Here is an 18,054-nt window from a genome sequence, read left to right on the forward strand (position 1 = left end):
CCCAACGCGCAATCTCTGCGGGAGCGAATTCATTCTCGATGACGGCAAGTCAGGCATCGACGATTTGAATCAAGCGATACCGCGATGGATCGTGGCCAGAAATGCCGCTGCACCGACGAACAATCCAGCAAAGGTCCGGTTCATCCGGCGCTGCTGCTTAGGCGTGCGCAGCAGGCGCAACACTCGCGAAGCCAGCCCGGTATAACCGGCCATCACCGTCAGGTCGACCGCAACCATAGTGGCGCAGATGATCAGGTATTGGGCGAGGAGCGGCTGATGCGGGTCGATGAATTGCGGCAGGATCGCCAGCATGAACACCAGGGCCTTGGGGTTGCTGATATTCACCAGAAAGCCGCGCATGACCAGGCTCAAGGGCCGACCAATCGGGCGTACGGCGGCGTCATCGGCCATGTCGCTGGGCAGCGCGCGCCATTGTTTGATGGCCAGATAGACCAGATAGAGTACGCCAAACCATTTGATCAGGCTGAAGGCCAGTGCGGACGCTGCAAGGACTGCACCCACACCCGCCGCAACAATCGCAATCTGCAACACCAGCGCCAATTGCAGGCCCAGCACGTTCCAGTAACCGCGCCAGAAACCGTATTGCAACCCGCACGACATGGAGGCGATAGCGCCAGCCCCTGGAGACAGGCTGATAACCCAGCAGGCGGCAAAAAATGCCAGCCACGTTTCAAGCAACATCACACACCTCAGGCAAGACCGGAATGCCTTCTAAGCTAATGTTTGCGCCGAAAAATGACTATTTATTTTTAAGGCCTGCGTGCCAATGCACAACAGGCACGCGCATTGATCAGGACAAGGCTTCCAGCTCGGCCTGCATGCCTTCAAGCAGCTCGAGGGCTTCCATCCAGGCTTCTTCAAGCTCGGCTTCACGCACCTTCAGCTTGGCTTGATCGGCCAACAGGTCCCGCAGCTTGTCTTTGTTCGCCGCCTCGTAATTCGCACTGTCGGCCAATGCGGCTTCGACCTTGGTCAGCTTTTCATGCAACGTGCCGAGGTCGCGCTCAAGCTTGTCAGCCTCACGCTTGTGCGGTGCCAGCTGTTGACGCAAAGCGGCAGCCTGTTGGCGCTGGGCTTTCTTGTCGGTTTTATCGGCATTGACCGGCGTGTTGCTAACCGGTGCATTGCGCAGACGGTAGTCCACCAGCCAGCGCGCGTAATCTTCCAGGTCGCCATCGAAGGTCTGCACCAGCCCATCGGCCACCAACAAAAAATCGTCGGTGGTGCTTTTGAGCAAATGCCGGTCGTGGGAAACCACCAATACCGCGCCACTGAATTCCTGGAGGGCCATGGTCAAAGCCAGGCGCATTTCCAGATCCAGGTGGTTGGTCGGTTCGTCGAGCAGCAACAGGTTTGGCTTGCCCCAAGCGATCAAGGCCAACGCCAGACGCGCTTTTTCGCCGCCGGAGAAATTCAGTACCGGCTCGTCCAGACGCGGACCGCGGAAGTCGAAACCACCGAGGAAGTCGCGCAAGGTTTGCTCGCGCTCGGTCGGCGCAATACGTTGCAGGTGTAACAGCGGGCTGGCTTTGGAGTCGAGGGAGTCCAGCTGATGTTGAGCGAAGTAGCCAACGATCAGGTTTTCGCCACGCACCAATCGCCCGCTCAACGGCTCAAGCTCGCCCGCGAGGTTTTTGATCAGCGTCGATTTACCCGCCCCGTTAGGACCGAGCAAACCGATTCGCGCACCCGGCGTAAGCTGTAATTTGACCTTTTCCAGTACGGCCCTTTCGCCGTAGCCCAAACGCGCATCCGAAAGATCGAGCAGCGGGCTGGAAATTTTATCGGACTCACGGAAGGTAAAGTCGAACGGCGAATCGACGTGCGCCGCGGACAACTCTTCCATGCGCTCAAGGGCTTTGATCCGACTTTGAGCCTGACGGGCCTTGGTCGCCTGAGCCTTGAAGCGTGCAATGAATTTCTCCATGTGCGCGCGCTGCACTTGTTGCTTGTCGTAGGCTTGCTGCTGCTGGGCCAGACGCTCGGCACGGGCGCGCTCGAAGGCGCTGTAGCCCCCGCGGTAAAGAATGATTTTTTTCTGCTCGACGTGAGCGATGTGATCCACCACCGCATCAAGGAAATCCCTGTCGTGGGAGATCAGCAACAGGGTGCCGGTATAGCCCTTAAGCCAGTCTTCGAGCCAAAGAATGGCGTCGAGGTCCAAGTGGTTGGTCGGCTCATCGAGCAGCAACAGGTCCGACGGGCACATCAGCGCCTGCGCCAGGTTCAGACGCATCCGCCAGCCACCGGAGAAATCTCCGACCTGACGTTCTGTCTGTTCATTGGTAAAGCCCAGCCCGGCAAGCAACTTTCGCGCTCGTGCATCGGCAGTGTAGCCGTCGGCACTGTCCAGCTCGGCATGCAAGCGCGCTTGGGCGGCGCCATCATGCGCGGCTTCGGCGGCTGCCAGATCGCTCTGTACCTGGCGCAGGCGCAAGTCGCCGTCCAGAACATAGTCCACGGCCAGGCGATCGAGCGTGTCGACCTCCTGGCGCATGTGAGCAATGCGCCAATCGGCAGGCACAAGGCAATCGCCGCCGTCCGGGGTCAGTTCACCCCGCAGCAAAGCGAACAGGCTCGATTTGCCGGCGCCATTGGCGCCGATCAGGCCGGCTTTATGGCCGGGGTGCAGGGTCAGCTCAGCGTCTTCTAGCAGACGTTGCGGGCCACGCTGTAAAGTCAGGTTTTGAAGTCGAATCATAATGGCGGCGGAGTCTACCAGCTTCGTCCGAAACAAGTAGATGACTATGCCTTCTGATCTGTGGAGTTTCACCCTCATTCTTTATACCCGCCCGGGTGTGGAAAAGGCATGCCTGCGCCTGCAAGCCAGCGGGGCCAACGTCTGCACCCTGCTGTGTGGTGCCTGGCTGGGGCAACGTGGAGTGGCTTGCACCGCCGACCGTTTGCGGGAAATCAGACAATTGGCCACGCCCTGGCACGATGAAGTGGTGCAACCACTCAGGGCATTACGCATCCGTTGGCGAGCAGCGGCGGTCAATGACGTCGAGTGGGGGAAGTTGCGCGAGCAGGTAAAGGGGCTGGAACTGGAGGCCGAGCGCGAATTGCTTTCGCGGCTTGAAGCACTGACGCAGGACTGGTCAGCAGGGACAACGAAGGATCTGATGGCGTGGCTGGAAGGTCTTGCTGGCGACGCTGCCCCCCAGAACCTCGACGCGCTGCACGTGCTGCGCGTCGAGGCGAACCAGCCTTAGGAAGCGCTGACAGGTGTGACGTTGCCAGTAGCTGGCGCTGCTGCAGGGGCAACGGCAGTCGGCGTGGTCGACGCTGACGGCGTTGCAGGTTTTGCAACAGGCTTGGCGGCTGGTTTCACTGCAGCAGGCTTGGCAACCACTTTGGCGGGAGCCCTGGCAGCTGGCGCTTTAGCCAGAGCAGGTTTGGCTGCCGGCTTGGCGGCGACCGCTTTAACAGGTGCCTTGACCGCAGGTTTGACGACCGGCTTGGCAGCAGGTTTAGCAGCGGTTGCAGCAACCGTTTTTTTCGCGGCAGGTTTGGCGGCAGCTTTTACGGCTGGCTTGGCGGCTACGACGGACGCTTTAACAGCGGGTTTGGCAGGCGCCTTGACCGGAGCTTTTGCTGCCGCTTTTACAGGAGCCTTCGCGGCGGCTGTTTTAGCCGGAGCTTTGGCGGCTGCAGGTGCAGAGGCTTTTACGGCTACCGGTTTTGCATCACGCAGGCTCAAGGTTTTACCCACGGCCTCTTTGACACGACCAATGCCCTGAGCCAGCTTCAGGCTCTCTTGAGCATCGCGCTTGAGCTGCAGAATGTAAGTGCGGGTTTCGGACTGACGAGATTTCAGCGCATCGAGCAGCTCTTCAAGTTCAGACACACCCTGCTTGGCTTTGGCTTGCGCCTTGGCTTTACCGGCGGTAGCGGCATCCTGCAGTTTGATACGGGATTTGTGCAGTTTTTCTTGAGCTTTACCGCGTTGCTTTTCCAATTTGGCGAGCAATTTTTCAGCATCAGCCATCGCTTGGGAACAAGCAGTTTCAAGATGTTCGAGCAGGCTGCTCGAGAGCTGTTGGAGCAAATGCAATGGGGTGTTTACTGGCTTCTTTTGGGCCGACATGACTGACCTCCTGGCTGGCTTGATTGCGGCTCATACTAGACCTCTGCCTGCACCGCCGCTAGGCCATGTTGACAGTAACAATGGCCGTGCGGTTCACGACGGGATGAAAGTTGGTAGAGGAGCGTGTGACAACCTCATGAAATTCCTTTCATACCGAGCAACACCTTAGCGATTGCACTGGCATAATTGCCCTCTTCCCAGGCTGGAGAGCACCATGTCGCGTTACGTATTAATGTCTCTGTTTCTCTTGCTACCACTCGCTCACGCTGCTGAAACTGCCACCCCTGCCAATGACCATGACCTGGCCTACAGTCTGGGCGCGAGCCTTGGCGAGCGCCTGCGCCAGGAGGTTCCGAACCTGCAGCTTCCGGCACTGATCGAAGGACTGCAGCGGGCCTATGAAGGCAAGCCGCTCGCGCTTAAAGATGAACGCATTGAACAGATACTCAGAGACCATGATGCCTCCATGGCGCAGGCAGAAGACAGTCCGCCACCAGAGCCGCAAAGCGAAATTGCGATGAGTTCCGAGCAACGCTTCCTGGACAGCGAAAAAGCCAAGCCGGGCGTTCGTGTCTTGGAGGACGGGATTCTGCTGACAGAGCTGACACCTGGCAACGGTCCAAAACCGACGACTTCGGACCGAGTGCAAGTGCGCTATGTAGGTCGGTTGCCGGATGGGACCATCTTCGATCAAAACAGCCAACCGCAATGGTTCCGCCTTGATAGCGTGATTGCTGGCTGGACCAGCGCATTGCAAGGCATGCCGGTAGGTGCGAAATGGCGGCTGGTCATTCCTTCCGCGCAAGCCTATGGCGCAGAGGGCGCCGGGGATCTGATTGATCCTTACACGCCGCTGGTGTTCGATATTGAGCTATTGGGTGTCGCTCCGTAAGAGCGGGGTATCAGAAACCGGGGCGCAGGGCGCGCGCCCGGTAATGTCGAGACTTCAGGCTTGGGCCACGTCTTTTATTTCATGGGATGTATGCAGCACTTCGATCAGGCAGTCTTCGAGTTCGAAGCGTTCATGCAGTAGACCGCCCAGCTTCTTGAGCTCAACGGCAACGACTTCGCCATCGGTACAATCGCCTTTGTCGCAGCGATCATTGAACGCCAACGCCACTTCAGTGATGACATCCAGGCGCGGATAAATCTTTTCGGCCAACTCAAGGCCACGCTCATCGCCGAAGGCCTTGGCCTCATTGGTCAGCTGTTCGTAGACCTCGAAATGCCCCGCTGAAACGTAATCGACCAGAATTTCGCAGAATTTCTGCAATGATACGCGGTCATCCGCCAACGCCTCGGGCGTCCCGCCGAGAGCACCGTAGGCTCGAACCAGCTCGTGACGCTCCTGCAACCAGCGATCGATCAGCAGATTGACCCCGCCCCAACGCTCCTGAGCATTCTGACAACTTTCCAACATGATGATCTCTCTTCCCTTCAGGGTCATGCTGCTCTGTACCCGCCTCCAGACGTTCTAATAAATCTCGATGACAGAGACGGGTCTGATAAAGCCAGGTAGGCAGCATATTTCCAATGACGCGTGCGGCCAAGATTATGCCCGCACGCCAACCCCATCAAGGTACGCAGGAGATAAAGTTCATACAAGCGTTTAATATTTACCCGTATTTCAGGCTTCCTGTGCATCGTTCGCGCCGACGCCGACGCGCTGAAACAACGGGTAAGCCGCAAAAAAAATCATGCCGGCGAACGCCAAAAGGCTCCATTCGGCAACGCTCATACCCAGCAGCGACCAATGGATTTCAGTACAGCCGGCGGCGCATTCAAATGCCTGCGCAAGGAACAGGGGCATCGCCTCCTGCGAAGCGTTCTGCGCTTGCAGGCAGGCCGCCACGTCGCCCCGAAGCGGGCTTTGCAGTAAGACCTGGCTCCCCGCCGCCACCGCCCCCGAAAGGGCGCAGAGCAAGGCGATAAACGAGTACATCCGCCAACCGGCCTTATCAGGCGAATGTACAACCGCGACCAGGCAGACGACACCGAAAGTGATCAAAAAGGCGCGCTGCAGGATACACAGCGAGCAGGGCCGAAGCCCTACGCCATACTCCAGATATAACGCTACGCAAGTGACAAACACACTGGCAATAAATGCCAAGAGGAACAGAGAACGCGAGCGGGCCAGGTGCATGGCTAATCCGTAACAGAGTGCGAGGGCCATTACGGTAGAGGAAAGCGCATAACCCTTTCAAGGCGAGGGCATAGCGATACTTCTGCAATGATGTAGGCATGTGCCGACGCAGTTGAACGGAATAAATACCGCTCTCTGCAAGATCATTCCTGCGCCCTACTGGGCGGCAGGACGCCTCCTACAAAATGGGGCGGACACACCCAACCAGCCTAGGCCCGACCCACTGCCGGAAGCGGACGTGCCAGCAAACGCTCGTCAAGCATGCCCAAACCTTCTTGAAACAGCTGATTACTGCGCTCGGTCTCCCCCAGTTGCGCCAACAAGCGAGCCAGTTCGGCGCAAGCCTCTGGGTTACGCTGCTGGCCGAGACTGCTTTCCAGATAGTCCCGCGCCTTGCCCCACAGACTGCTTTGCAGGCACAGACGACCCAGCGTCAATAACAGGCTTGGATCATTAGGGTGACTTTTGAGCCAACCTTCAGCTGTTTGCAGTTGTCGCGCGGGATCGCGGCCCCGCAACAATCCGTAAAGACGGGCCAGATGACTGTTGTAGTCGCGTTTGAGTGCTGTACGCAGCACCTCTTCCGCCTCGGCATCGGCGCTCAGCTGACGTAATTGCTCGGCATAGGCCAAGACCAGCGGCGGCTCCTGACGTTGTGCCGACGTGAGCTGTTGCCAGGCTTTGTTGAGCGACTGCAGACCCGCTTCGCCTTCCTCCCCGCGTTGCGCTGCAAGGGAGAGATTCTCACCCCAGGCACGGCGCTCAAGCTCCGCCAGCTCAGACGGCGGCAGCACTTTGTCCTTGCGCAGCTCGGGCATCAGTCGAATCAGTGCCGACCAATCCCCTCGCTGCTGATACAAACGCTGTAACTGGCGCAACACCTGGGCGTTATGCGGATGGCGGTCATGCATCGCTTGCAAGGTCACCAGTGCACCCTCGATGTCACTACGATCCTGCTGCAACTGCGCATGACTCAACGCAATCGCCAGCTCGGCTTGCGGCTGGCGCTCCAGCGCTCTCTCAAGCAGGTTGTCACAGTCCTCGTAACGGCCCAGTTCATTTGCCGCGCGTGCAGCGCCCAGGTAATACAACAGCGGCTGACGCTCAGCTTCGGCGGCACGCTGGAGGTGGCGCTGGGCACTGGCCCAACGGCCCTCGGCGAGGTCCATCTGACCTTGCTCGATCGCCAGTTGCACACGACGGCTGCGGTTATACCGCGACCACGGATTGACCACCCCACCCGATGCTGTCAGCAGATTGAACAAAGCCCGCAGCAGGAAAACCACCAGCCAGATCACCACCAGCAGCGCCAGCGTTGCCCACAGGCTCGATTCGTAACGGAAGTTTTGGTACGCGATCAACACGTAGCCTGAGTGCTCGGAGATAGCGACGCCAATCAACGCCGCGACAACAATCACCCCGAACAGGATCAGGTAGGCACGCTTCATGGACGGGCCTCCTGCTTGGCAGGTGCGGCAGGCTGCTCGACAGACGCATGACGACGCTCAAGGTAAGCCTGCACGGCGCTCAGGCTTTGCGCTAGATCGGGTGTCATCACCGATACCGGCTGAGTAATCAGGGCTTGAATGCGCTCATCCAGGAACTTGCTTTGCGGGTTGTCCTGATTGAAATTACCGAGCAGCACACTGCGCGCTTCAGTCAGGGCCTGGGTATACACCTGCGGCTCGCCATTGAGGGCTGCCCACTGAGCTTGCTCCAGCGCCAGGGTCAAGGCCAGTCGAACCTGTGTCAGGCTCTGTCCGGCCAACAGTGGACGAATGTTCTTGTCCGCATTGAAGTCAATACGAATGTAGTGCGAGATTTTATCCCACCACTGCACCCAACGACTGGAGGTGTCACTGTCGGAGGTCAATCCCAGCAACGACCCGCCCTTGTCTTCATATTCGGGCGCCAACGCATTGAGCTGTGCGGCCTGATCACGCAAGGCCGCCAATTGCAGAAACAGGCCGGTGCGATCAGGTTGCTCCACGCTGCGCAACGCAGCCAGGCTTTTAGCCAACTGCTCGCGTGCGGCAAAGGAACCCGGGTCATCCTGTTCGCGAAGGATTTCATCCGCCCCCTGCACCAGCGCCTGAGCACTGTTGATGTCTTGCAGCGCCGACAAGCGCAAACTCGCCAGACGTACCAGATGCTCGGCCTCGGCCAGTCGCCAGTCTTTTCGGCTGGCACCCAGCACGGTTTCCAGGCGCTGGCTCAGGCGCTGCTGATCGCCCTGAAGCTGGGCGACCAGCCGCCGACGATTTTCCAGTTCATCCGCTGCAGGCAACTGTGCAAGACGCATCGCCAACTGGAGCTCGTTCTCTTTGAGCGTCTGAGTCTGCGCGCCAATATCCTGCAATTGCCCCGACTGTTGCTGATGGCCCGCCAGCAGAATGCGCACCTGCCAGACACCCCACCCACCAGCAGCAACACCCGCAGCCCCCAGCAGTAACGCTAAAATCACCAAGCTATTGCCACGGCGCTTTGAAGGCTCGGTCGACATTGGCGCAGGCGCTTCAAGCCGCGGTTCAAGATTCTCTTTAGGCAAGACTGTTTCGCTCACGTATCCATCCTTTGCATTAGGGCGCAGTCACATCAATGACGACTCTATTCTGAAAGAGTTCGCCTTTGCTACGTCTAGAGGGCGGGCCCGGGGTGTTCCCGTAACGCCGCCAGCAAAGCCGCGGCATTAGCGCCACGACAATCAACAACTGTCCGGGCCCCGGCGGCATGCGCCAACTCGGCAACCCGGGGGCTCGGTACGAACAGCGGTAACCGGGCCACATCAGGCCAGGCATCGCCCGCCAATTCACGCAGGTGTTCAAACCCCTGCCCACTGCTGACCACCAGGCCGTTCAAGCGTTCCGCTGCGATGCGTCGTGGCAACTCCGAAACTGCATAATGCGGCAGATTACGTCGGTACAACGGCAGATAGTCGACACTAGCACCTAGATCGCGTAACCGCTCGGCCAGCAACTCCCGGCCACCTTCCCCACGCAGAATCAATACGCGCGCTCCCGGCAGCGCCAGCGCTTGCTGCAACTGCGGCAGCGCAAGCAAGGCTTCGCTGTCGTCGGCGCGCGCGGGATAAGTGACGTCCAGGCCATAGTCTTCAAGAATCTGCGCGGTCGCCGCGCCAACGCTGAACCATTGCTGTATCGGCGGTTGCGGCCAGAGCTCGTCGATCAACGCCAAACCCAGACGTGCGGCCGGCTTGCTGACCACGATCACCACGCGGTAAAGGTCCAGATCGAAAATGATCGAGCGCTGCGCCGGCGTAATCGCCAGCGGCTCGATGTCCAGCAACGGCAGGCTACTGCTATAAATGCCGGCCTCGGCCAGCACTGTCGCCAGCGCTGCCGATTCCTGCGCAGGACGGGTCAACAGCAGGCGCCAACCGGTCACTCTTCGCCTGCCTCGCCATACACCGCTTGCAGAATGGCTTGCGCGCCCTGGGCCAGCAACGCTTCAGCGACCTGCACACCCAGTGCCTGAGCCTCGGATTGCGGGCCTCGGGCTTCAGCGTTGAGCAGCAGACCTCCCGCAGGGTCGCCCACCAAACCACGCAACCAGACCTGCCCGCCTTCAAGTATGGCGTAACAGGCAATAGGAACCTGGCAACCGCCATTCAGGTGTTTGTTCAAGGCGCGCTCGGCGGTAACCCGCACAGCCGTGTCGGCATGATGCAGCGGTGCGAGCAAGGCATGAATTTCAGTGTCCGCGCTACGGCATTCGATGCCAACCGCACCCTGGCCACCAGCGGGCAAGCTGTCGTCGACGCTGATTGCCGAGGTGATGCGGTTTTCGAAACCAAGACGAATCAAACCGGCGGCGGCAAGGATGATCGCGTCGTACTCGCCGGCATCCAGTTTCGCCAGTCGGGTATTGACGTTACCCCGCAAGAAACGGATTTCCAGATCAGGTCGACGCGACAGTAATTGGGCCTGGCGACGCAGGCTCGACGTGCCGACGATGCTGCCCGCAGGCAACTGATCCAGGCTGGAGAACGTGTTGGACACAAAAGCGTCGCGTGGGTCTTCACGCTCGCAGATGCAGAACAAGCCAAGGCTTGGGGGGAAGTCCATGGGCACGTCTTTCATCGAGTGCACCGCGATGTCGGCTTCATGCTCAAGCAGGGCCGTTTCCAGCTCTTTGACGAACAAACCCTTGCCGCCAATTTTGGACAACGGCGAGTCGAGCAGTTTGTCGCCACGACTGACCATGGGCACCAGCGTCACGACCAGCCCTGGATGAAACTGCTCCAGACGGGCTTTAACGTATTCGGCCTGCCACAGGGCCAACGCACTTTTGCGGGTAGCAATGCGGATTTCGCGAGAGGACATGGGTAAATCCGTACTTGATAGATTTGACGGATAATAACAGCTCAGCCATTACCTCAGTAGGAGCGCGCTTGCCCGCGATGGCATCTGCAGGATCAACATTTAGGCACTCAATAAACCGCTACGGCCGGCAAGCGCACTCCTGCAAGGGCTTGCCCGCGCCGTTTTACAACTGTTGCATCATCTTGCGCACTCCGGCCACATGCCGACGGCTGACGATCAACGCATCACCATTGAGGCCCTTGAGAAACAGCTGGAAATGGCCCAAAGGCGTACGTTGCAAGCGCTCGATGCGATCACGGGCGACCAGTGCATTACGGTGGATACGCACGAAACGATCACCGAACTCATCTTCCAACGCCTTGAGTGGCTCGTCCAGCAGCACCTCGCCGCCTTCATGGCGCAAGGTCACGTACTTATGATCCGCGATGAAATAAATCACTTGGTTGAGCGGAATCAGTTCAATGCCTTTGCGGGTTCGCGCACTGATATGGCTCCGCGGGCCAGTGCCGCTTTCGGCTGCTGGCCGGGTCAATGCCGCCAGCTGCACCCGATTGGGTCGTTCGGCTTTTTTCAAAGCTTCGAGCAAATACTCGGCACGCACCGGTTTGACCAGATAACCCACGGCGCTAACCTTAAAGGCATCCAGGGCAAACTCGTCATGGGCGGTGCAAAACACCACCGCGGGCGGCGTCTCGCGCTCGCACAATCGAGCGGCGACTTGCAGACCATCCAGGCCGGGCATACGGATATCGAGTAACACGACATCAGGCTTGAGACTGTCGATCAACGCCAAGGCTTCTTCACCATTGGTGGCGCTGGGTTCGAGGACCCGATAGCCCTCGAGTTCGCTGACCAGGCGGCTTAGTCGCTCGCGGGCCAGGGGTTCGTCATCAACGATCAGGACATTCATATTGCTTTGGCTTCCTGCGTAAGTCTCGCACAAGGATAGCGTAGACAGGTGAAGTGACGACCGTCACGGCGCTCCACGCTCAGACTGGCGCGGGGACCAAAAAGTGCCGCAATGCGTGCACCAATGTTTACCAGCGCCTGATGAGTACCGTTAGAAGTCTGCCTTTTGGCGACTTCGTCATAGGGATTGCTGACACACAATATGAACTCTCCCTTTTTATAGGTTGCTTCAACCCTTACTACGCCGCCTTCGACCCGAGGAGCAATCCCGTAGATCAAGGCGTTTTCAAGCAGTGGTTGTAAGGTTAGCTGTGGAATCGGCAAGTCGTCTGGAATTGCACTCACTGCCCACTCCAACTGTAGACGTTCGCCAAGACGATATTGCTCAATTGATAAATAACGTTTCGCCAACTCCAGCTCATCATGCCATGTCACCAAACTCCCCGGCTTGGCAAGACTGGCACGAAACAGGTCGGAAAGATCCAGCACCGCTTGCTCGGCCTTGACCGGATCGCTGGCCACCAGACTAGCAATACTGTTGAGCGTATTGAACAGAAAGTGCGGGCGAATGCGCGCCTGAAGCGATTCGATCCTGGCCCCCAATTCGGCCTGTTGCTGTTTGCGCCACTGACTCTGCAGATAAAAGTAACGCAGCATCAACGCAGACATAATCAAGGCAATCAACGAATACCGTAGATAACGCTCGACCATTGCGCCAACTGAAGCCGATCCATCCAGCTCACAATAGTCGGTCACCGCCGTGCACAGCAGGGTCAAGCCAACCACCAGCACGCAACACAAAAGACCTGCGACACCCGCACGCAAGCGCGCCAGCCAAGGCCGAAGCCCGCACAGCAAGGCTGCCGAGAGCAGCACGATCCATTGTACAAACAGCGAAATCAACGCCAGTCGCACCCAATCGAACATCGGGTACATGGGCTCGACTAACACCAGCACCATCACTAATAGTTCGGCCAGCACCACAAGCACCAATAATGCCTGAGGCAGGCACAGTTCGGGCAAGAAGAACTCTTTGCCGGGCGCTGGCGCTGCACCCGGGTTCAAACGGTTATTTCGCATTGGACCAGTCTCTGCGTCACGGGACCCAGCGGCAAGCCGGTCAAGGATAAAATAACAGCAACCCTGTTATTATCGCTGCGCCCATTTCAAAATCGGCCACGCCATATTTTTTTAAACAGCAGCCTGCAGACTAACGAGCGAACCCATGAGCACCGACAAGACCAATCAGTCCTGGGGCGGCCGCTTCAGTGAACCCGTCGACGCGTTCGTCGCCCGCTTCACCGCCTCCGTCACCTTCGATCAACGCCTCTATCGCCACGACATCCTGGGCTCCATCGCCCACGCGACCATGTTGGCCCACGTCGGCGTGTTGACCGACGCCGAGCGCGACACCATCATCGACGGCCTGAAAACCATTCAGTCCGAGATCGAAGCCGGCAATTTTGACTGGCGTATCGACCTGGAAGATGTGCACATGAACATCGAAGCGCGTCTGACCGACCGCATCGGTATCACCGGCAAAAAACTGCACACCGGACGTAGCCGTAACGACCAGGTCGCGACCGATATCCGCCTGTGGTTGCGCGACGAAATCGATGTGATCCTGGCCGAAATCACCCGCCTGCAAGAAGGTCTTCTGGGGCAAGCCGAGCGTGAAGCCGAGACCATCATGCCCGGCTTCACCCACCTGCAAACCGCACAGCCGGTGACCTTCGGCCACCATATGCTGGCCTGGTTCGAAATGCTCAGCCGTGACTACGAGCGTCTGGTCGACTGCCGCAAGCGCCTCAATCGCTTGCCATTGGGCAGCGCGGCGCTGGCCGGCACCACCTACCCGATTGATCGCGAACTGACCTGCACGCTGCTGGGCTTCGATGCTGTCGGCGGCAACTCGCTGGACAGCGTCTCCGATCGTGACTTCGCCATCGAGTTCTGCGCTGCGGCCAGCGTGGCGATGATGCACCTGTCGCGCTTCTCGGAAGAGTTGGTGCTGTGGACCAGCGCGCAGTTCCAATTCATTGATCTGCCTGATCGCTTCTGCACCGGCAGCTCGATCATGCCGCAAAAGAAAAACCCCGATGTGCCTGAACTGGTGCGCGGCAAAAGCGGCCGGGTCTTTGGTGCATTGATGGGCCTGCTGACTTTGATGAAGGGCCAGCCACTGGCCTACAACAAGGACAACCAGGAAGACAAGGAACCCTTGTTCGACGCCGCCGACACCCTGCGCGACTCACTGCGTGCGTTTGCCGACATGATCCCGGCGATCAAACCCAAGCACGCGATCATGCGTGAAGCGGCTTTGCGTGGCTTCTCCACCGCTACCGACCTTGCGGACTACCTGGTCCGTCGCGGCCTGCCGTTCCGTGATTGCCACGAAATCGTTGGGCATGCGGTGAAATACGGCGTGGAAAGCGGCAAGGACCTGGCCGAGATGAGCCTGGAAGAACTGCGCCGGTTCAGCGACCAGATCGATCAGGACGTGTTCGCGGTGCTGACCCTCGAAGGCTCGGTCAACGCCCGCAACCACATCGGCGGCACGGCTCCCGCCCAGGTCAAAGCGGCCGTGGTGCGTGGCAAGGCGCTGCTGGCAACCCGCTAAAATAAAAGCCTGCAGGAGCGCGGAGTTGCAAGCGCGCTCCTACACAGCCTTCTTTTTTCAGGAACATTTATGACCGATCAAATTGACAACAACGACGATGACGAAGAATTCGCTGAATCGACCCTGACTCAGGCCATCGAAAACCAGATCGAAAGCGACAATCCACCCGCTGCCAAAGCCACGTTCAACAAACTCACCCTGGTGGGTTACGAGCGTGCAGAAATCCTCCAGCTTATGGCCCACGTGCTGGCGGTTGAAATTGATGCGTTGCTTGAAGAGGACCGTCCTTTCAATACTGAGTGGTACGAACAGGCACTTCGCGCCCTGCCAGAGCTGCCGCCCGAAGCCAAATGACGACCGGCCAGAGATACATAGGCAAAAAAGCTACAGCCTGACTACACTGCAAAGGCCCCGCTGCCGCATAACCTCCGGGGCTGTCACGCCAAGCCGGCTTTATGGGTCCTCAAGAGCTCAATAAGCGCAGAACAGCTCGTTCCTGTGCCTTGACTCGAGACACTCCACAGACCTGCTGCCGCGTATTACTGGAAATGTCTGGAGTGCCTATGTCGTATACCCCTGATTTGGTTGCCGAACTGGAAATCCTCGCACTGTTCAATCTGGGCAATACCCTTGAGGGCCTGAAAGTCCATCACGTAGCCGCTCCCGCCGCGATTGCAGCAGTACAGCGACTCTTCGAAAAAGGGCTGATCACCCAACCCGATGGCGGTTATCTGACCAGTCTAGGGCTCGAAGCTGCCGAGCATACCCAATCGCTGTTGACCATCCTGAATGTAACCGAAACGGCCTGAAACGCTGCCTGGCTCGCGGGAGGTTTGGTTCTCCCTCATAACCAATTCGCGAGCCCTTCCTCATGCTCTTCATTTTCCCCGAAGTGCACTCGTTCAAATTTTGACGTCAAAATAAATAATCAGCTTAAAAGTACCTGATCACAGGCTGTAAACTGCTCATCGCCCTGAGCCCTCCTTTCGAGCCTCGCCCGCCGGTTATTTGCGATGACGCGTACGTATGAAATTCGTCCCGACCTGGATGAGGGGATCGACCGCAAGGTCCTCAACCAGTTGCGCGCCCGCTTTCTGACCCTCAACGATGGGCGGCTCGGCCGTGCAATGGAAGGTCTGTCAACCCGGCAACAGGCCGTGTTGACGCTGCTGCCGCTGTTCTTTCACGTCAATCACCCGCTGCTACCCGGTTACGTTTCCGGCAGCACGCCTGCCGGGGTGACGAGCTATGAACCTGATACCCTGGCACTGGCCGAAGCCCAACGACTGACCCGATCGTTCTCCTACAAGCCGCGCCACGGCAATCCGCCGCAGCCGATCCACGGCAATCCGCCGCAGCCGATCCACGGCCTGTTCCTGATGGGCAGCCTTGGCACGTTGGCCCAGGCCGAGCAAAGCGACATGGATGTCTGGGTCTGTCACGACTCCGAGCTGGGCGAGGACGCGCTCACCGAACTGCGCAAAAAATGCCAGGCACTGGAAGCGTGGGCAGCGACCCAGGGCGCTGAAGCACACTTCTTTCTGATCGATCCAAAACGCTTCACCCTCGGTGAGCGCGACGCCCAACTCAGCTCGGAAGATTGCGGCACCACCCAGCACTATCTGCTGTTGGACGAGTTCTATCGCACCGCGATCTGGCTGGCAGGCCGCACACCCTTATGGTGGCTGGTGCCGGTCTACGACGAACAGCGGTACAGCGAGTACGTCCACACGCTGCTGTCCAAGCGCTTCATCCGGGCCGAAGAGATGCTCGACCTCGGTCATATGGCGCACATTCCACCTGGGGAGTTCATTGGCGCAGGCCTGTGGCAGCTGTTTAAAGGCATTGAGTCGCCTTACAAGTCGGTGCTCAAACTGTTGCTGATCGAGGTCTATGCCAGCGAACATCCGCACGGGCAGTGTCTGAGTTTGCGCTTCAAACAGGCGGTCTTCGCCAACAAGCTCGACCTCGACGAGCTGGACCCGTACATGGTTGTGTACCGACGCATAGAAGAGTACCTCAACGCCCGGAACGAACCGGAGCGTCTGGAACTGGTGCGGCGCAGCCTGTATTTGAAGGTCAACAAAAAGCTCACCGGCTCCGCACGCCAGCGTACCTCCCGTTGGCAGCACGTGCTGCTGGAGCGACTGGCCAAGGAATGGGGCTGGGACGAACGCCACCTGGCGCTGCTCGACAGTCGCAGCCAGTGGAAAGTCCGACAGGTCACCACTGAACGCCGCGCGCTGGTCAACGAGCTCAATTACAGCTACCGGTTTCTCACTCAGTTTGCCCGCACGCAACAGGCGGTCAGCGTGATCAACAAGCGCGACCTGAACGTGCTCGGCCGTCGTTTGTATGCCGCCTTCGAGCGCAAGGCCGGCAAGGTCGAGTTCATCAATCCGGGCATCGCCCCGGACCTGGCCGAAGACACACTGACACTGGTGCATTCGCCCAATCGCCGCGAGCCGGGAAAAACCCAATGGGGCCTGTTTAACGGCAGCCTTGGCGCCCAGGAATGGGAGCATTTTTCACCGATCAAACGCAGTCGGGAATTGCTTGAACTGCTGGTCTGGTGCCATCGCAACAACGTGATCGACACCACCACGCGCCTGGCGCTGCACCCCGGCAGCAGTGATTTGACCGAATTTGAGTTATTCAACCTGATCGGCAGCCTGCAGCAGGCCATAGAAATGCCCCTCGCCAGTGTCAGCGAAGAATCGCTGTTGCGCCCCAGCGTGCCCAGCGAAGTGCTGTTACTGATCAACGTCGGCATCGATCCGCTCAAACATCACCGGGACCTGAATATCCTGATGACCACCGAACGCACCGACTCGCTGAGCTATGCTGGCGTTCGGGAAAATCTGGTGCTGACCCTCGACCAGATCACCCTCAACAGCTGGAATGAAATACTGGTCAGCCGTTACGACGGGCCCCATGCGCTACTCGACTGCCTGAGCGAATTCCTCAGCAACCTGCCCGAAGGCCCGGAGCAACCGCATGTGCGCGTGCGCTGCTTCTGCCATAACCGCGCGACAGCCATTGCCCAGCGGGTCGAAGAGTTGGTCCACACCGCCCAATTGCTGCTCACCCGACGCCTCAATCACCGTTACCTGATCCAGGTTCAGCAGCACTACCACGTATTGGAAATGGTGCCCGGACACGTCAATCACGTGGCATTGCCCAGCTTGCCAGCGCTGCTTGATTACTTGAGCGAGGAGTTACCGAGCTACAGCCCGTTGCACCTGGACACGAACGCACTGGATGAGCATGACCTGACGCTGATCCTGCCCCATGGCCAGCCGGAATGCATTCAGGTGTTTTACCGAATCAACGAACCCCACGCAGACCTCTATGTGCTCGATGAGCACAACGCGTTATGGCATCAGCGTTTGCCGTACCACGATGAATCAAGCCTGCTGGTGCCGCTGCAACGCTTCTTCCAGTCGCTGGTGTATCGACGTGGCGCCCTGCTGCCGCTGGACAACCCGCTGAAGCAATCCTCGCTGGAAACCCTGTACTACCAGGTGCTGCCCACCGGCGCAGGCCGCGCCCGGCGAGTAGAGCCTCGCGTGACGCCCGCCATCCCACTCGAAAAGCCGTTCTATGACGTGCAGGCAATCATTGACGAAGCGGCGCCAGGACAGGTGAATGTCACCTTGTACTGCAACCACCGAGAGTTTTCCGAACTGGAATATGGTGAGCAGTTATTCGCCGTGGTCGCCCAACAGATTCTCGAACAACGCAGCGAAACCGAGCGCTATCGCTGCTACATCACCGACCTTGATCTGTCCGGTTTACTGGGCGATGTATGCGGGCAAAGCATTCTGTTTCTACGCTACAAAGCGGATCTGGAAAGAGCGCTGAATAGCGCAATGGATGCAGCCTGAGCTGCGACCGCAGGGCAGGCACTCTACGTGTAGACGCGCGCTTG

The 18,054-nt window shown here is 58.7% G+C and carries 17 protein-coding genes; 6 read left to right on the forward strand and 11 right to left on the reverse strand.

The features are described 5' to 3' along the window. Positions 1-69: 69 nt before the first annotated feature. Positions 70-702 (reverse strand): LysE family transporter, encoded by a 633-nt coding sequence (locus RHM55_RS13905; protein ID WP_322176955.1) that lies wholly within the window; start codon positions 700-702, stop codon positions 70-72. A gap of 109 nt (positions 703-811) precedes the next feature. After that, a complete protein-coding gene (locus RHM55_RS13910; RefSeq protein ID WP_322176956.1) occupies positions 812-2,722 on the reverse strand; it encodes an ATP-binding cassette domain-containing protein in 1,911 nt (636 codons plus the stop codon). A 46-nt stretch (positions 2,723-2,768) separates the two neighbouring features. Here RHM55_RS13910 and RHM55_RS13915 point away from each other — a divergent pair, with 46 nt between their 5' ends. Further along, entirely contained in the window at positions 2,769-3,233 is a 465-nt protein-coding gene (locus RHM55_RS13915; RefSeq protein WP_322176957.1) for a TIGR02444 family protein, read from the forward strand. On the opposite strand, the gene RHM55_RS13920 is transcribed toward RHM55_RS13915, so the two are convergent. Next, the gene (locus RHM55_RS13920; RefSeq protein ID WP_322176958.1) at positions 3,230-4,108 is read right to left on the reverse strand and encodes an AlgP family protein; all 879 of its coding nucleotides are present in this window, start codon (positions 4,106-4,108) and stop codon (positions 3,230-3,232) included. The two genes, RHM55_RS13915 and RHM55_RS13920, sit on opposite strands and share 4 nt — an antisense overlap. Before the next feature lie 214 nt (positions 4,109-4,322). Between RHM55_RS13920 and RHM55_RS13925 the strand changes: the two genes are divergently transcribed. Beyond that, positions 4,323-5,000: an FKBP-type peptidyl-prolyl cis-trans isomerase gene (locus tag RHM55_RS13925; protein ID WP_322176959.1), complete on the forward strand. Its 678-nt coding sequence runs from the start codon at positions 4,323-4,325 to the stop codon at positions 4,998-5,000. A 54-nt stretch (positions 5,001-5,054) separates the two neighbouring features. Here the strand turns inward: RHM55_RS13925 and rsd are convergent, their stop codons facing one another. The 8 genes from rsd to RHM55_RS13965 form a co-directional block, all read right to left on the reverse strand. Continuing rightward, positions 5,055-5,528 (reverse strand): sigma D regulator, encoded by a 474-nt coding sequence (rsd, locus tag RHM55_RS13930; protein WP_322176960.1) that lies wholly within the window; start codon positions 5,526-5,528, stop codon positions 5,055-5,057. 207 nt (positions 5,529-5,735) lie between these two features. Continuing rightward, positions 5,736-6,251, reverse strand: coding sequence for a disulfide bond formation protein B (locus tag RHM55_RS13935; RefSeq protein WP_322176961.1), 516 nt, complete (start codon positions 6,249-6,251; stop codon positions 5,736-5,738). A gap of 209 nt (positions 6,252-6,460) precedes the next feature. Beyond that, on the reverse strand, positions 6,461-7,699 hold the full coding sequence (locus tag RHM55_RS13940; protein WP_322176962.1) for a heme biosynthesis protein HemY: 1,239 nt from the start codon (positions 7,697-7,699) through the stop codon (positions 6,461-6,463). Continuing rightward, a complete protein-coding gene (locus tag RHM55_RS13945) occupies positions 7,696-8,754 on the reverse strand; it encodes a uroporphyrinogen-III C-methyltransferase (RefSeq protein WP_322182938.1) in 1,059 nt (352 codons plus the stop codon). Before RHM55_RS13945 ends, RHM55_RS13940 begins: the two co-directional genes overlap by 4 nt. Before the next feature lie 134 nt (positions 8,755-8,888). After that, complete coding sequence (locus tag RHM55_RS13950; protein WP_322176963.1) at positions 8,889-9,656, reverse strand: uroporphyrinogen-III synthase; 768 nt, start codon at positions 9,654-9,656, stop codon at positions 8,889-8,891. After that, complete coding sequence (hemC, locus tag RHM55_RS13955) at positions 9,653-10,594, reverse strand: hydroxymethylbilane synthase (RefSeq protein ID WP_322176964.1); 942 nt, start codon at positions 10,592-10,594, stop codon at positions 9,653-9,655. Before hemC ends, RHM55_RS13950 begins: the two co-directional genes overlap by 4 nt. A gap of 163 nt (positions 10,595-10,757) precedes the next feature. Continuing rightward, on the reverse strand, positions 10,758-11,504 hold the full coding sequence (locus tag RHM55_RS13960; protein WP_322176965.1) for a LytTR family DNA-binding domain-containing protein: 747 nt from the start codon (positions 11,502-11,504) through the stop codon (positions 10,758-10,760). After that, positions 11,501-12,583 carry a sensor histidine kinase gene (locus RHM55_RS13965; RefSeq protein WP_322176966.1) on the reverse strand — a complete coding sequence of 361 codons (1,083 nt, stop codon included), beginning with the start codon at positions 12,581-12,583 and terminating at the stop codon, positions 11,501-11,503. Before RHM55_RS13965 ends, RHM55_RS13960 begins: the two co-directional genes overlap by 4 nt. Positions 12,584-12,728: 145 nt before the next feature. Here RHM55_RS13965 and argH point away from each other — a divergent pair, with 145 nt between their 5' ends. The 4 genes from argH (at position 12,729) to RHM55_RS13985 (ending at position 18,010) form a co-directional block, all read left to right on the forward strand. Further along, a complete protein-coding gene (gene argH, locus RHM55_RS13970; protein ID WP_322176967.1) occupies positions 12,729-14,123 on the forward strand; it encodes an argininosuccinate lyase in 1,395 nt (464 codons plus the stop codon). Between the two features lie 69 nt (positions 14,124-14,192). Further along, positions 14,193-14,477 (forward strand): hypothetical protein, encoded by a 285-nt coding sequence (locus tag RHM55_RS13975; RefSeq protein ID WP_322176968.1) that lies wholly within the window; start codon positions 14,193-14,195, stop codon positions 14,475-14,477. Between the two features lie 209 nt (positions 14,478-14,686). Continuing rightward, a complete protein-coding gene (locus RHM55_RS13980; protein ID WP_322176969.1) occupies positions 14,687-14,932 on the forward strand; it encodes a TIGR02647 family protein in 246 nt (81 codons plus the stop codon). Positions 14,933-15,136: 204 nt separating this feature from the next. After that, positions 15,137-18,010 (forward strand): class I adenylate cyclase, encoded by a 2,874-nt coding sequence (locus tag RHM55_RS13985; protein ID WP_322176970.1) that lies wholly within the window; start codon positions 15,137-15,139, stop codon positions 18,008-18,010. Positions 18,011-18,054 lie beyond the last annotated feature (44 nt).

This window comes from Pseudomonas sp. MH9.2 (assembly GCF_034353875.1).
Taxonomy (GTDB): domain Bacteria; phylum Pseudomonadota; class Gammaproteobacteria; order Pseudomonadales; family Pseudomonadaceae; genus Aquipseudomonas.